This is a genomic window from Micromonospora sp. AMSO12t (genome assembly GCF_008806585.1).
GTDB lineage: Bacteria > Actinomycetota > Actinomycetes > Mycobacteriales > Micromonosporaceae > Micromonospora > Micromonospora reichwaldensis.
In genome coordinates, this window is sequence record NZ_WAAS01000072.1 from 1 (window position 1) to 15,491 (window position 15,491).

Here is a 15,491-nt window from a genome sequence, read left to right on the forward strand (position 1 = left end):
CCACCACCGGTTCCCGCCCGCCCGGACGATCTCGGCGAGCGGGAACCGGTGGTGGCCCATCAGCGACCGCTCCGCCTGCCAGGCGGCGGCGGCCAGCTCGGCCAGCGACCGGGTGCCCAGCACGGCGCTCACCGGCAGGGTGTTGAGGAACAGCCCGAGCGTGGCGTCGCTCCCCTCGGCCTCGGGCCGGGCGCCGACGACCAGCCCGGTGACCACCTCGTCCCGGCCGGCGACCTCCCCGATCACCCGCAGGTGGACCGCGAGCAGCCAGGACTTGGCCGGTACGCCGGCGGCCCGGGCGGCCGCGGTGACGGCGCCGGTGGTGGACGCCGCCAGCGGCACCCGCCGGGTGGTGGTGATCCGTGGCTCCGCCCCGCCGAGCAGCAGCGGCGGCACGCCGCCGGCACCCTCGAGCCAGAACCGGCGTGACCCGGCGTCCGCCACGGCCTCCCGTTCCGCCGCCACGTACGCGCGGAAGGGCAACGTCGGGCGGTGCGGCACGGACAGCCCGGCGCGGCGCCGGTCGTACGCGGCCAGCAACTCGCCGAGGAGGAGGTGCAGGCTCCAGCCGTCGAGGATCGCGTGGCACTCCGCCACGATCAGGGTGAAGGTGTCGGTGTCGTCGCGCACGGCGTGCAGCCGCAGCAGCGGCGGCCGGTCCCAGTCGAAGGGCCGCACCCGCTCGGCCGCCACCAGCTCGTCGACGCGGGCCCGGCGGGTGGCCCCGTCGGCGTCGGTCAGCTCCGTCACCGGCACCTCGACCGGCACCTCGGCGTGCACCAGTTGCAGCGGCTCGCTGAAGGCGCCGAGGGAGAAGCCGGTCCGCAGCACCGGGTGCCGCGCGACCAGGTCGGCCAGCGCGGCGCGCAGCGCCTCCGCCTCCAGCGGCGCGTCGACGCGGTGCGCGGTGACGTTGTGGTACATCGCCGGATCGCCGGTCAGCTCGCAGTGGTAGACCATGCCCTGTTGCAGCGCGGTCATCGGATAGGCGTCGGCCAGCCCGGCGGGCAGGCGGTCCCGGTCGGCGGCGGCGACCAGGGCGAACGGCTCCGCCGCCCCGGCCACGTCGGAGGCGTCGGTGGCGTCGGCGTCGGGCCCGGTGAGGGTGATCTCGCCGTGCGCGACCAGTTCCCGGATCGACTGGTGCACGAAGATGTCGCCGAGCCGGAACGACAGGCCGCGCCGGTTCGCCGCGACCTGCATCTGGATGCTGCGGATCGAGTCGCCGCCGAGGGCGAAGAAGCTGTCGGTCACCCCGACCGACTGCGTGCCCAGGACCTCCCGCCACGCCTCGACGAGGATCTCCTCGGCCCGGTTGGCCGGCGCCACGGCCGGCTCCCGCCGGGCCCGGTCGAGCTCCGGCGCGGGCAGCGCGGCCCGGTCGAGCTTGCCGTTGCGGGTCAGCGGCAGGTCGTCGAGGAGCACCACGGCCGCGGGGACCAGGTGGGCGGGCAGCCGCTGGGCGAGCCAGTCGGTCAACCGGGCCTCCAGCGGGCCGGCGGCCAGGCCGTCCGGGACCGCCACCGCGGGCCGCGGGTCGGCGGCGTACTCGGGGCGCACGGCGTGCAGGGTGTGCCGGTCGGTGCCGGTGAGCAGGTCGTCCTGGCGGGTGACCACGTCGAACCCGCGGTCCTCGAAGAGGGCGATCAGCTCGTCCAGGCGCCCCTCGGTGTCGGTGCCGACGGCGTCGTGCACCTCCATGGCGACCTGCGCGATGAGCAGCCAGTGCCGCTCCTCGATGCCGGCGAGCACGTCGGCCTCGGCCCGCTGCACGTCGATCTTCAGCAGGTCGATGCGCTCCGGCGCGACCTCGTCGATGACCTCCGACAGCGGGCGCACGTCGACTGTCACCTCGGAGCCGTCGAAGCGCTCCGCCAACAGCTCGTCGACCCGCTCCAGCAGGGTCTCCCGGTCGGACTCGCCCCGGTCGCGCTCGTTGGCGAGGAACCGCTTGATCACGGCGACCTCGGCCGCCGGGTCGGCGTACGCGGCCTGGCCGGACATCATCGAGTAGCCCGGGTAGTAGGTGAAGGAGACCTGCCCCGGCGCTGTGGACAGGCCCACCGGGTGCACGGTGGCCGGCACGCCGAACTCCTCGACGTTGCGCTGCAGGACCGCCACCACCGACGGCACCGGCTCGAAGGCGTGGATGGTCACGTCCGGGCAGGCCGCGTGGACGAACAGCGAGAACATGCCGATGTTGGCGCCGACGTCGAAGACCGTCGCGCCCCGGCGCAGCACGATGCCGTCGCGCAGGTAGACCCGCTGCGTGAAGATCTCGTCGTACAGGTAGCGGGTCTCGTGCGGGTTGATCCCGGCGACCCGGTCCAGGTCGACGTCGACGGCCGGCGCGGCTGGGCGGACGTAGCCGACGAGGCGGTCGCCGTGCCCGTCGTCGTCGCGGGCCACGACCGCCGCGTCGGCGACCTCCGGGTGTGCCCGCAGCGTCGCGGCCACCTCGCCCGGCTCCACCCGGAAGCCGTGGATCTTCACCTGGTCGTCCAGCCGGCCCAGGTAGCGCAGGCGCCCCTCGGCGTCGAAGCGCACCCGGTCGCCGGTGCGGTAGACCCGCTCCGTCCGGCCGCCGGGCAGGGCGGCCCGGACGAACCGGCGGCCCGTCGTCTCCGGGTCGCCCAGGTAGCCGTCGGCCAGCTGCGGCCCGCTGACGCAGAGCTCGCCGGCCACGCCGGGCGGCACCGGCCGCAGCCGCTCGTCGAGGACCCACACGCCGACGCCCGGCAGCGGACGGCCGATGGTCGGCGCCGTCGCGGGACGGATCTCGGCGGCGGTGCTGTCCACGGTGCACTCGGTGGGCCCGTACAGGTTGACCGCCCGGACGCCGGGCAGCGCGGCGAGGGCGTCCCAGAGGTCCGGCGGGATCGCCTCGCCGCCCACCAGCAGCAGCTCCGGCAGCCGGGCGTCGCCGGCCCCGGCGAGCAGGATGCGCAGCTGGGAGGGGGTCAGGTCGAGCACGTCGACCCGGTTGTCGGCGAGGGCCGCGGCCAGCTCGGCACCGTCGCGCCGGACGTCCTCGGGCACCAGGTACAGGCTGCGGCCGTGGGCCAGCTGCACGAGCTGCTTGACCGAGGCGTCGAAGGTGAGCGGGGCGTTCACCGCCACCCGCAGCCCGGCCCGGCTGCCCGCGTACACGGTCTCCTCGAGCGCGTACGCCAGGTGGGCTGCGGCGCCGTGCGGGACCTGGACCGGTCGCGGCGTGCCCGTGGAGCCGGAGGTGAAGATGACGTAGGCGGGCTCGGTGGGCGCCGCCGGGGGCACGGCCGCCGTCGCGGTGCCGGCGGCCAACTCGGCGACGGTCGCGCCGGCGAGCCCCGCCGGGCCGCCCGCGCCGACGACGAGCCCGGCGTCGACCGCGCGGACCTGCGCGGCGAGCCGCTCCGCCGGCGCCGCCGGGTCCAGCGGTACGTACACCGCGCCGGCCCGCAGCACGCCGAGGAACGCGGCGACGGTGTCCCGGGACCGGGTGGCGAGCACGCCCACCCGCGCGCGGTGCAGCCCCCGCTCGACCAGGGCGGCGGCGACCCGGGCCGCGACGTCGCGCAGCTCGCCGACGGTGTACGTGCCGTCGGCGGCGACCACCGCCGGGCTGTCCTGGTCGGCGCCGGCCAGCCCGTCGTCGAGCAGCTCGACGAGGGTGCGCACCCCGGCGCGGGACGGCTGGCCGGCCGCCTCGGCGAGCCAGCGGGCCTCCGCCTCGCCGGTCAGCACCAGCGGCGTGCCGTCGGCCAGCGCCCGGGGCAGCGACCCCAGGATCGCCAGCAGGCCCTCCAGCAACCAGCGGCCCCCGACCACCCGCAGGGTCACCTCGTCGTCGCCGACCACGGCGGTCAGCTGCGGGCCGGCCGTCGCGGGCAGCGCGGAGACCTCGACGGCGGTGGCGCCCAGGCCACCCAGGGCCGCCGGGTCCCCGGCCGGTACGACGGCGAAACCGGCGACCGCGTCGGAGTGTTCGCCGACCGGATCGACCAGGTGGAACGCCTCCTCGGCGGCGGACTCGGCGGCGCGTACCTCGTCGAGCAGCGCCTTGGGCGCGGCCGGCAGGGGCAGGCCCAGCCGGACCGGCGCGTGGCCGCCCAGCGGGCCGACGACACCGGCCGTCCCGGTGGCCTGCCGCCCGTCGCTCCACCGGGCCAGCACCAGGTCCGCGTCGTCGACCCCGGCGGGCGGCTCGGCCCGGCGGGACAGCGCGAGCGCCCAGGCGGCGAAGAGCAGGTTCGCGACGCCGACGCCGGCCTCCCGCGCGGCGGCGGTCAGCGCCGCGGCGGGCAGGGTCGCGGTGCCGACCTCGGCCGGGTCGTCGCCGTGCGGGGTGACCAGCCGCGCGGCCGGCGCGGCGGGTGCGCCGAACGGGTCGTCCTCCTGCCGCTGCGACAGCTGCCACTCGGTGACGTCGAGGAACTGCAGGGCGTCGGGGTCGTCGGCCAGCCGGCCGTCGGCGTACGCGCGGGCCAGGTCGGCGAGGACGAGCCGCAGGCTCGCCGGGTCGGCGATCAACGGCGTGGCGGCCAGCTCCAGGGCGTCGTCGGTGACGGTCACCGACAGCTCGCCCTGGGCGCCGACGACGACGCTGCGGCCGTCGTCGACGTCCTGCAACGGCACCCGCAGCCCGGGGTGGTGCACCAGGGTCAGGCGCAGCGCCTCGTGCCGGGCGACCACCGCGTCCAGGGCGGTCTGCAACCGGGCCCGGTCCAGCGGGCGGTCGAGCAGCACCCGGGCGCGGACCAGGTCCTGCGCCCCGGACCAGGCCAGCCGCTGGATCGGGGACAGACGGTAGCCGTTCACACCACGCTCCGGTTGAGGTAGAGGTCGGACATGGCGACCAGGATCTGCCGGTCGCCGCTGAAGGGTTCGCGACCGTGGGTCGCGAGGAAGTTGTCCACCACCAGCACGTCGCCGCGCTGCCAGGGAACCGACACCGCGTGTTCCCGATACAGGTCCCGGATGCCGGCCACCGCCTCGTCGGGGATCGGCTCGCCGTCGCCGTAGTAGGCGTTGCGGGGCAGCCCCTCGGGCCCGTACTCGCGCAGCAGGGCGGCCGACACCTCGGCGGGCATGTTGGAGACGTGGAACAGGTGCGCGTGGTTGAACCAGACCGTCTCGCCGGTGCGCGGGTGGGTCGCCACCGCCTGCCGGCGGGCCCGGGTCCGCAGCCCGTCGCCGTCGAGCCAGGTGTACTCGGTGGCCGAGTCGGCGCAGTACTTCTCCACCTCGGCGCGGTCGGTCGTCTGGAACGCCTCCTGCCAGGGCAGGTCCAGGTGCGGGCCGTAGTTGCGCACGTAGCTGACCCCGTGCCGGAGGAACCGCTGCCGTACCTCGGCGGGAATGCGCGGGCTCACCACCCGCTCGCTGGCCAGCGGGGTCGCGCCGCCGCTGCCGGTGGCCGGCTGGGCGCACCAGAAGTAGAGGTGGGTGGGCCAGTTGTGCGAGTACGACATCTCGTGGTGCAGCGGGATCCACTGCTCGGCGTTGAACTCGGTGGAGGTGAAGACCTTCTCCGCGACCTCGTGCCGGGGCGCGGCGCGTTCCAGGTAGCCGAGCAGGTCCGGGCTGACCGCGCGGGCGGCCCGGCTGAAGTCGTCGGCCGTGGCCACCTCGAAGCCCCGGAAGAAGACCGCCCCGTGGGCGTCGAGGTCGCGCAGCAGCTCGTCGCGGCGCCCCGCCAGCCAGCCGGCCAGGTCGAGATCCGGCACGGCGGCCTCCACCAGCAGCACGAACGTGCCGTCGACCAGCACCCGGCGGGACACCGGCGAGGTGACCGCCACGCTGCCCCGTCGGCGCGGCGCCGGCCCGGTCACGACCGCACCCCCGTGGAGGTCACGGTGGCGGCGGTCAGCTCGGGCGCGGCGACCGGGTCGGACATCGCGGTCAGGATGCGGCGGGGCGGCGTGAACGGCTCCCGGGCGTGCGCGGCCAGCATGTTCTCCACCAGCAGCACGTCGCCGCGCCGCCAGGCGAAGGAGCGGGTCTCGGCCGCGTACGCGGCGCGCAGCTCGGCCAGCACGTCGTCGCCGATGGGCGTGCCGTCGCCGTACGCGGTCTGGTAGGGCAGGTCCTCCTCGGCGAGCGACGCGCGCAGCCCGGCGCTGACCTCCGCCGGCAGCGAGGTGACGTGGAAGAACAGGGCGTGGTTGAACCAGGTCCGCTCCCCCGTCACCGGGTGCTCCCGCACGGCGGGGCGGACCTGCCGGGTGCGCAGCTGCTGCTCGCCGACCCACTCGACGTCGATCAGCGCACGGGCGCAGTACGCCTCCACGTCGGCCCGGTCGTCGGTCTGGAAGGCCGTCTGCCACGGCAGGCTGATCCCCGGCAGGTAGTTGCGCCGGTAGAGCACGCCCCGGCGCTCGAATCCGGCGACCGTCTCCGGCCGCAGCCGGTCGAGCACCCGGCGGCTGTCGGCCAGCGGGGTGCGCCCACCGGCGGCAGGCTCGGTCTCGCAGTGGAAGACGATGCGCAGCGGCCAGTTCACCGTGTACGACTGCTCGTTGTGCAGCACGATCGGCTGGTCGGCCGGGTGCTCGGTGGAGGTGTAGACGCCCTCGGTCACCTCGCTGCGCGGCGACGAGCGCTCGCCGTAGCTGAGCACGTCGTCGGAGAGGGCGGCCATGACGGTGCGGAAGTCGGCCGCGCCGTCCACCGCGAAGCCACGGAACAGCACGGCGCCGGCGCGGCGCGCCAGCTCGTCCACGGTGGACCGGTTGCCGGCCAGCCAGGCGGCCAGGTCCACGTCGGGCACGTTGGCCCGGACGAGGGCCGGCAGGGGCCCGCCGGGCCAGTCGGGGCGTACGTCGACCAGGGACCGTTCGCGGCCGCGGCGCGGGATCACCGGCGCGACCGGGGTCTGCTCACTCATCTCTCGTTCCCCCCAGGGTGTGGGCACATCGGGCGAGGCTGCGCCGGGGATCGGCGGCCGCGCCGCGTAGGAGTGCGGTGAAGCGGCGGTGCCACGTGTCGACCAGTTCGCCGTCGAAGCGGTCGGTGCGGTAGGTCCAGAGCGCCGCCAGCCCGTCGCGGCGCTCGTCGAGCCAGAGGGTCAGGTCGAGCCGGGCGGTGTCGGGGGTCAGCTCCACCCCGACGAACTCGCCGCCGGAGGCGTCGACGTGCCGGGCCGCCGGGGCGTTCTGCACGCCGAACGCGACCTGGACCAGCGGGTTGCGGCCCGGCTGCCGGGCCGGGCGGAGCCGCTCGACGACGACGTCGAACGGCACGTCCTGGTGGGCGGCGGCGAAGAGGGTCACCTGGCGCGCCTCGTCCACCAGGTCGGCGAAGGACCGGTCCGGGCCGGGCCGCAGGCGCAGGGGCATGGTGTTGACGAAGCAGCCGACGCTCTGTTCGGCGGCGACGCTGGTCCGGCCGGCGAAGGCGACACCGATGAGCACGTCGGTGCGGCCGGTCTCCGCGGCGACCAGCGCGGCGAAGGCGGCCAGCCCGACCATGTGCAGGCTGGCGCGGCTGGCGCGGGCGAGGTCGCGGACCACGGCGGCGGTGTCGTCGTCGATGCGGGTCCGCAGGGCGGCCCCGGCCGGGGACCGGTCCGCGCGGGGCGACGTGCCGGCGGCGCGCGCCGGTGCGGCGGCGGGCAGGTCCAGGACCGTCGGCGCGCCGCGCAGCCCGGCGACCACGGCGGCCACGGCCTCCCGTCCGGCCGGGGCGGCCAGCCAGTCCCGCTGGGCCACGGCGAGTTCCGCCGGGCCGGTCGCCGGACCGGCCGGCCACGGCGGGCCCGCCCCGGCGCCCGCCGACTCGGCCTCGCAGGCGCGGCCCAGGTCCCGCACGATGACGCTGAACGACCAGTCGTCGCAGACGATGTGGTGGGCGACCAGGAGCAGCACCGCCCGCCCGTCGTCGGCGGCGACCAGTCGGGCGCGCAGCAGCGGGCCGGTGGCGAGGTCCATGGGGGTACGCGCGTCGGCGGCGGCGAGCTGGGCGAGCTGCTCGTCCAGCGGCACCCCGGCACGGGGCGGGGCGACGACCAGCGGGACGTCGAGGTCGTCGCGGACCCGCTGCACCGGGCCGTCCGGGGTCGACGGGAAGACGGTGCGCAGCGCCGGATGCCGGGCCACCACGCGGCGCAGTGCCCGGCCGAGCGCTCCCGGGTCGGTCCCCGGCGGCAGCCGGACCGCGAACGACACCAGGTAGGAGGTGTCGGCCGGGTCCAGCTGGTGCAGGAACCACAGCCGGGTCTGCGCGGCCGAGAGCGGGGCCGTGTCCCCGGGCGCCGCGGGTGGCGTACCGCCGGCCGACGGGTGCCCCGGCCCGGGTGCGGCTCCGGCGGGCGCGGCGGTGCCGGCGGGCGCGGCGGTGCCGGCGGGCGCGGCGGCGGGTCCGGCGGCTCGGCGCAGGTCGTCGAGGTGGTCGGCGAGCGCCTCCACCGTGGCGTGCGCGAACAGCGCCGCCGGGGCGACCGGCAGGCCCGTCGCGGCGGCGAGCCGGGTGGCGCAGCGTACGGCCAGGAGAGAGTCGCCCCCGAGGGCGAGGAAGTCCGCCTCCGCCCGGTCCACCGGCCGGCCGAGCACGTCCCGCCAGACGGCGGCGACCGTGGCGGCGGAGCCGGCCAGCGGCGTGCCGTCGCCGTCGATCGCGGGGCCGGCGGCCTCCGGGGCGGGCAGCGCCGCCCGGTCGACCTTGCCGTTGGGGGTGGTCGGCAGGCGGTCCAGCCAGACGACGGCGGACGGCACGAGCGGGGCGGGGACCGTCTCCCGCAGCAGGTCCCGCACGTCGTCGCGGCGCTCGCCGACGAGGTAGCCGACGAGCAGCGGGTCGCCGCTCGGACCGGTCCGCACCGCGGCGGTCGCCTCGCGTACGCCGGGCAGGGCGGCCAGCCGCGCGGCCACCTCGCCCAGCTCGATGCGGTAGCCGCGCAGCTTCACCTGGTCGTCCATCCGGCCGAGGAACTGCAACTGCCCGTCGGGGCGCAACCGGACCCGGTCGCCGGTGCGGTACATCCGCTCCCCCGGGCGGAACGGATCGGCCAGGAAACGCGCCCGGGTCTCGTCCGGCCGGTTGAGGTAGCCCCGGGCCAGCCCGGCGCCGGCCAGGTACAGCTCTCCCGGCTCTCCGGGCGGCACCGGCCGGCCGTCCGCGTCGAGCAGGTAGACGCGGGTGCCCGGCAACGGACGGCCGATCGGCGGGTCTCCCCCGTCGGCCGGCACCTCCGCCCAGGTCGAGTAGGTGGTGTCCTCGGACGGCCCGTAGAGGTTGCAGAGCCGGCGCACGTGCGGCCGGGCGAGCACCCGGGCGGCGAGCGCCGCGGTCAACGGCTCGCCCGCGAGGCAGACGGTGCGGACGCTGCCCGGCAGCGCGCCGGCCGCGAGCAGCTCGGTCATCGCCGACGGCACGGTGTTGACCAAAGCGACGGGCAGCCGGTCGGCGTCCGGCGCGGCCAGCGCCAGCGCGTCGCGGACGAGCACCACCCGACCGCCCCAGCAGAGCGGGCCGAAGAGCTCGAAGACGGACAGGTCGAAGCAGACGGACGTGGCGGCGAGCACGCCGCCCAGTTCGACGTCGGTGAAGGTCTCCCGGGTCCAGTGCATGAGCACGGAGGCCGAGCGGTGCTCGACGGCGACGCCCTTGGGCCGGCCGGTCGAGCCGGAGGTGTAGATGACGTACGCCAGGTCGGACGGGTCGCCGGGCAGGCCGGGGCGGGCCGCCGGGCGGGTGTCGAGGTCGAGGTCGTCGAGACGGAGCGCGGCGTCGGCGAACCGGTCGGCGAGGTCGGCCACCGTCAGCACCAGTCGGGCCCCGGAGTCCTCGGTCATGAAGGCGACCCGGGCGGCCGGGTAGGCCGGGTCCAGCGGCACGTAGCAGGCACCGGCCTTGAGCACGCCCAGCAGCGCGACCACGAGCCGGGGACTGCGGGGCAGGCAGACGCCGACGCGGTCGCCCTGGCGCACCCCCCGGTCGACGAGGAGCGCGGCCAACCGGTTGGCCGCCGCGTCCAGCTCGCCGTAGGTGAGAACCTGCCCGTCGCACCACACGGCGTCGGCGTCCGGGGTCCGGTCGACCTGGGCCTCGACCATCCGGTGCAGGGTGTCGACGGCGGGCGGTCGGACGTCGGGGCGACGGGACTGGGTGGGCCGACGGACCGGCCCGGCGGGGCGCGCTGGTGCGCTCACCGCGAACCGCAAGCTGGCATGGCGCGTCCCACCGAGCATTCCCCCCACTACCGACGGTGATCGGTCGCGCGCCCACTGCCAGGCCGACGACCGGAGACGATGACGCATCGTGACCATGAGCCACCGGGCCATCGCTCTCCGCAGAGAGAGTCCACGACCGCCGATTCCACTGCCAAGATGTCTCCCAGAATCCGGGACACGAGTGGCGCCCGCATGGAATCCCAGATTCGGCCGTTCCCGCGGGTGATCAGGCGCCCCGACGGGCCCCACCACGGCAGACTTCCCACCGCGCGATCAACGGGTCCGATGTGGCCACCGAACGACTGTCAGGTATCGGGCAGCTCCCCCGACCGCCGGCCGCCGACCGCGCCGACGGCGTTCGCGCCGGCGCGGGAAAGCGCTTACCATCTTCTATGCATCGACGGGATTGGATCGCTGGCGGCCTCGCCGGGGTGGTCGCGCGCCCCTCCCGCCGCCCCGCGCCAGCCGAAGGAGCCACATGACGTCCCCCGACCCGCACAGACATCCCACCCGTCGACGCCTCGGCCTGGTGGCCGCGGCCGCGCTGGCGCTCGTCGGCGCCGCCGTGGCCGTCGGTCCGCAGCCCGCCGCGGCGGCCACGGTCGACCCCGGCGCCACCTACGTCCTCGTCAACCGGCACAGCGGCAAGGCCATGGACCTGTGGGGCTGGTCCACCGCCGACGGCGCGCCGGTCAACCAGTTCACCCGCAACGACCTGGCCGTGCAGCAGTGGCGGTTCGTCGACGTGGGCGGCGGATACCACCAGATCCGCTCGGCGCACAGCGGCAAGGTGCTGGAACTGCCGAGCGCCGAGGACGGGGTCCAACTCGTCCAGAACACCGCCGCCAGCGGCAACACCCGGCAGCACTTCCGGCTCGCCGACGCCGACGGCGGCCACGTCCGCCTCGTCAACCGGCACTCCAACAAGGCGCTGGACGTGTGGCAGTGGTCGACCGCCGACGGCGCGATGATCTCCCAGTACCAGGACCTCGGCGGCGCCAACCAGCAGTGGCAGTTGGTCAATCTCGGCTCCGGCGGCACCGCCTGCGGCAGCGGCGCGTTCCAGGCCGAGGCGGTGCTCAGCGGCGGCACCTGGACCGCCCGCAACGGCGCCAGCACGGTCTACACCGGAAGCGACATGCGCGCCGCCGTCCAGGCCGCCGTGAACAGCCTCAGCGCCGGGCGGACCAGCAAGCAGCGCGTCGTCGTACGAGGCTCCGGCTCGATGAGCGCCGGTTCACGGATCTCCCTGCCCAGCTACACCGCGATCGACGTCTGCGGCACCATCGACGTCACCGGCTCGGGCAGCGGCGACCAGGCGCCCATCTACTCCCGCGGCACCACCAACATCGAGGTCGGGCACCTCACCGTCACCGGCGCCCCGGTCTACGGGATCTTCCTGCGCAACGTCACGGACGTCGTCCTCGGCCGCATCGACATGCGGCTCCGCAGCGGGCTCGGGATCCGCATCGACAACCGCGGGGACACCAGCCAGTGGACCCGCAACGTCCGGATCGACAGCGCGTACGTCTCCGGCGCCAGCTCCCACGCGGTCGAGACGTACGGCGTGGACGGGCTGACCATCGGCACCGTCACGGCGCGCGACGTGGGCGAGTCTGGCCTGCTGCTCAACCAGACGATCAACGCCACGGTCACCACCGTCGACGCCGAGAACGCCGGCGCCGGCACCGGGTACGCCGCCTTCCGGATGGCCAACCGCAACGGGCGCGTGGGCTCCGGCTACCCGACCAACGTCCGGGTGGGCACCGTCCGGGCACGCGGCGGCGGCCGGGGGATCTTCTGCGTCTCCGAGTCCGGGGGCGCCACGGTCGACCGGGTGGACATCGCCAACACCGGCAACAACGCGGTCCTGATCGAGAACTGCCAGAACGTGAACATCGCCGCCGGCGGCGGCACGATCAGCGGCGGCGGCGAGATCCGGCTGGCCGAGCGCACCGAGTTCCCCGGCAACCGGGACATCACGCTGCGCAACTTCACGCTGGTGAACAGCCGGATCGTCGAGAACCCCTGCGCGGACAACCTGACCATCAGCAACGTCGGGCTGAGCAACTCCACGATCGTCCGGTGCTGACCGGGCGGCCCCGGCACGCTCGCCGGGGTCGCTCCGGCCGTCCGGCGTCGGCAATCGACCGGGACGCCGGATGGTCGGACGGGCACGGACGCCGCGCGGGCGACCGTGCCCGTCCGCCCGCCCTGGACGCTCCCGGCCCCGAGGGGGGCGGGACCGGGAGCGCCCGGACGGAGAGCGCGTCGGTCAGCCCGCGACGGAGCGGAAGACCGGGTAGTAACCGCCGGACTGGCCGGCCGCGGTCGGGTGGTACGAGATGCCGAGGTTGGCGAAGTTGAGGGCGTGCAGCCACTTCGTGCCGGAGCTGCACAGCTGGTGCCCGACGAACTGCGACCGCACGTCGGCGAACTTGAAGCCGGCGGCGACGGCGGCGGTGCGGGTGAGGTCGTCGACCAGGTTGATACCCTCGTTGATCTTCGCCCGGGAGGTGGCGCTCAGCCCGATGCAGGTGGTGCCGAGCTGGTAGAAGACCGGGTATCCGACGACCACCACCCGGGCCGAGGGCGCCCGGGTCTTGATGCCGTTGTAGACGTTGCGCAGCAGGCCGGGCAGCTGGGCCCGGGCCTTGTCCTGGGCGGCCTGCACGGCGGCCACGCACTGGGTGGTGCCCTGGAGCACGCAGGTGGACATGATGTTGCCGAAGCCGACGTCGTTGCCGCCGATCGTGACGCTGACCAGGGTGGTGGTGGAGCTCAGCGCCGACAGCTGCGTGTTGATCAGGCTGGTGGTGGTGGCACCGGAGCAGGCGACCGAGCGGTACGACGCGGGCTTGATGTTCGCGGCGTACAGGGCCGGGTAGGCGTTGGTGCTGCGCTGGCAGGAACCGCTCTCGCTGGTGTAGCTGCCGGCACCCACGCCCGAGGCGTACGAGTCGCCGAGCGCCACGTAGCGGTCGGCGGGCGCAGCCTGGGCGGGCGCGGACAGGGTGAGGCTGACGCCGAGAGCCGTGGCCAGGCTCAGGGCGAGGGAAACGAGACGGGTTCTCCGCACGTCGCACTCCGGGGGTAGAGGAATCGAGTGCGAGATTGATATCACCGAATATTCGTCCACGAAAGATCTTGCCGGAACATTTAGGGGTGCCGGTAAAGACCTACCGGGTTCCCGTACCGGTACGTGCGCCGGCAGGGGTCGCGCGCGCCCGGACCGGGGTCCCGACCGCACGGTGCCGCGAGTCGCGCGGCCCGGCGGACGCGACCCCGGTCGGGGCGTACGCGGACGGGGTGGAACCTCAGCGGGACGAGCCGCCCCCACCGGTGGCCGTCGCCACGAACATGGTCTGCACCTGCTCGGCGGCGTCGAGCCCGGGCACGGCGTGCGCCCGCACGTCGACGAAGCCGGCCCGGCCCAGGGCGGCGCGCCAGCCCGCCACGTCCAGCAGCGGGGACGCCGGCACCCGCGGCTCGTCCTCCGCGTGCCGCCACCAGCCCTCGGCCAGGCCGAAGGTCAGCGTGTTGTAGTCGAGGCGGCTGGTCATCTCGTTGATCACCAAAATGCCGCCCGGCTTGAGTAGCGCGTGGCAGTGCCGCAGCGCGACGGAGATCCGCAGGGTGGCGTGCAGGACGTTGCTGGCCAGGACGACGTCCATCGAACCGGGTTCGAAGCCCTGGTCCTCGGGCGCGCCCTCCACGTTGTAGCGGGCGAAGTCGACGTGCGGCCGGTCGACGCCGAAGCGCTGCCGTCCCAGCCGCAGGAACGCCGGCCCCACGTCGGTGTAGAAGTACCGCAGCCGCTCCGTCCGGTCCGTCAGGGCGTCGAGCACCGGGCCGCTGGTGCCACCGGTCCCCGCGCCCACCTCCATGACGTGGACGTAGGACCGCGGATAGCGCCGCAGGAACTGCCGGACGTGCTCCCGCACCCGCGCCGCGCAGAGCCGGTTGTAGAAGTCCAGCTGGACGTTGTCCCGGTAGATCGCGGAGACCAGGTCGGCGGAGCCGCCCGGGAAGAGCACCTCGTTCGCCGGCCGGTCGCCCCGCACCACCTCGACGAGCTGCGTCTGGCAGGCGACCAGCAGCGGCACGTATCCGGCGACCTCCGGGTGCTCCCGGCGCAGCGTCGCCGCCGCCGCGTCGACCGCGTCGTCCTCGGCGAACCCGGCCGCCTCGGCGACCCGTCCGGTCACGGCGAGCCCGTCGCCCTGCCGACGCAGCAGGCCGGCGTCCGCCAGCAGGTCGAGCAGGGCGTCGCCGAGCCGCTGGTAGCCGGGAGCCACCGCGAGCCGGGCCAGGATCTCCGCCCGGCCGGCGACGGCACCGGGGGCGGGCAGGACGCCCGCGGCGGCCAACCGGGCCGCCAGCAGCCGCCGCCCGAAGTCCGTCACCGCCTCGAAGGAGGTACGGAACCGCGCGTGGCGTTCCTGGTCCACGTCCACGAGCGGCTGCGGCGTCGCCTCGACGTCCGGTGCGGTCACGATGCGCCCTCCAGGTGCGAGTCCGGCGGTGCCGGTCAGATCAGGTGCCCGGCCACGGATGCCGCGGCACGGGGTACGGTCGGCCGGCCGGCGAGCTGCGCGGTCAGGTCCGCGAGCAGCTCCGCCCGCGCCGGCACGAGATAGAAGTGGTCGCCGGGGAACGCCCGCAGCCGGAAGCCGCCGGTGGTCAGCTCCGCCCAGGCGGAGACCGACTCCCGGTCGCAGGCCGGATCCCCCGTGCCGAGGTACGCCGTGATCGGCGCGGACACGGTCCGCGGCGCGCGCGGCAGGTAGCCGTGGATCAGCCGAAGGTCGGCCCGGAGTGCCGGTACGACCAGCTCCCGCAGCTTCCGGGAGCGGAAGACCACCGGATCCACCTCGCCGAGCGCGGCGATCCGGACGAGGAACTCCTCGTCGTCGAGGTGGTCGGGGTGCTGGTCGATCCGGGTGACGTGCGGTGCCCCGTGCCCCGAGACGAACAGGAACTCCGGCACGACGCCGAACCGCTCCTCCAGCCGGACGGCCACCTCGTAGGCGACCGAGGCGCCCATGCTGTGGCCGAACAGGGCGAGGGGACGGTCCAGGTAACCGGTGAGCGCCTCGGTGACCCGGTCGGCGAGCACGTCCATCCGGTCGACGCACGGCTCGGAGAGCCGGTCCTGGCGGCCCGGGTAGCGGACGGCGAGCACGTCGACGGAGTCCGGCAGCCGCGCCGCCCAGGTCTGGAAGAACCCGGCCGAGCCGCCGGCGTGCGGCAGGCAGACCAACCGCAGACCCGCGTGCGCGCCGCCCCGGAACACCCGCAGCCAGGGATCGCCGCCGTTCGGGCGGGGCAGGGACATCT

Annotated in this window: 8 protein-coding genes; 1 reads left to right on the forward strand and 7 read right to left on the reverse strand. The window is 75.4% G+C overall.

The genetic code is table 11. The features are described from left to right. The 4 genes from F6X68_RS13755 to F6X68_RS13770 all read right to left on the reverse strand — a co-directional run. Positions 1 to 4,800 (reverse strand): non-ribosomal peptide synthetase (locus F6X68_RS13755; RefSeq protein ID WP_151454644.1); only part of this gene is annotated, 4,800 nt, incomplete at its 3' end. Beyond that, entirely contained in the window at positions 4,797 to 5,813 is a 1,017-nt protein-coding gene (locus tag F6X68_RS13760; RefSeq protein WP_151454645.1) for a TauD/TfdA family dioxygenase, read from the reverse strand. The genes F6X68_RS13755 and F6X68_RS13760, both read right to left, overlap by 4 nt. Further along, entirely contained in the window at positions 5,810 to 6,868 is a 1,059-nt protein-coding gene (locus tag F6X68_RS13765; RefSeq protein WP_151454646.1) for a TauD/TfdA family dioxygenase, read from the reverse strand. Before F6X68_RS13765 ends, F6X68_RS13760 begins: the two co-directional genes overlap by 4 nt. Continuing rightward, a complete protein-coding gene (locus tag F6X68_RS13770; protein ID WP_192581393.1) occupies positions 6,861 to 10,130 on the reverse strand; it encodes a non-ribosomal peptide synthetase in 3,270 nt (1,089 codons plus the stop codon). Before F6X68_RS13770 ends, F6X68_RS13765 begins: the two co-directional genes overlap by 8 nt. 499 nt (positions 10,131 to 10,629) lie before the next feature. On the opposite strand from F6X68_RS13770, the gene F6X68_RS13775 reads away from it, so the two are divergent. Next, positions 10,630 to 12,243 (forward strand): RICIN domain-containing protein, encoded by a 1,614-nt coding sequence (locus F6X68_RS13775; RefSeq protein WP_151454648.1) that lies wholly within the window; start codon positions 10,630 to 10,632, stop codon positions 12,241 to 12,243. 183 nt (positions 12,244 to 12,426) lie between these two features. Here F6X68_RS13775 and F6X68_RS13780 read toward each other — a convergent pair whose 3' ends face one another. From F6X68_RS13780 to F6X68_RS13790, 3 genes are all read right to left on the reverse strand, one after another. After that, positions 12,427 to 13,230 (reverse strand): SGNH/GDSL hydrolase family protein, encoded by an 804-nt coding sequence (locus tag F6X68_RS13780; protein WP_151454649.1) that lies wholly within the window; start codon positions 13,228 to 13,230, stop codon positions 12,427 to 12,429. Between the two features lie 238 nt (positions 13,231 to 13,468). Continuing rightward, positions 13,469 to 14,647 carry a class I SAM-dependent methyltransferase gene (locus tag F6X68_RS13785; protein ID WP_192581394.1) on the reverse strand — a complete coding sequence of 393 codons (1,179 nt, stop codon included), beginning with the start codon at positions 14,645 to 14,647 and terminating at the stop codon, positions 13,469 to 13,471. A 35-nt stretch (positions 14,648 to 14,682) separates the two neighbouring features. Continuing rightward, on the reverse strand, positions 14,683 to 15,489 hold the full coding sequence (locus tag F6X68_RS13790) for a thioesterase II family protein (RefSeq protein ID WP_151454650.1): 807 nt from the start codon (positions 15,487 to 15,489) through the stop codon (positions 14,683 to 14,685). Positions 15,490 to 15,491: the final 2 nt, after the last annotated feature.

Coding starts and splice junctions, on each gene's coding strand:
- F6X68_RS13765 (WP_151454646.1), bottom strand. CDS start 6,868: ATGAGTGAGCAGACCCCGGTCGCGCCGGTGATCCCGCGCCGCGGCCGC.
- F6X68_RS13775 (WP_151454648.1), top strand. CDS start 10,630: ATGACGTCCCCCGACCCGCACAGACATCCCACCCGTCGACGCCTCGGC.
- F6X68_RS13790 (WP_151454650.1), bottom strand. CDS start 15,489: ATGTCCCTGCCCCGCCCGAACGGCGGCGATCCCTGGCTGCGGGTGTTC.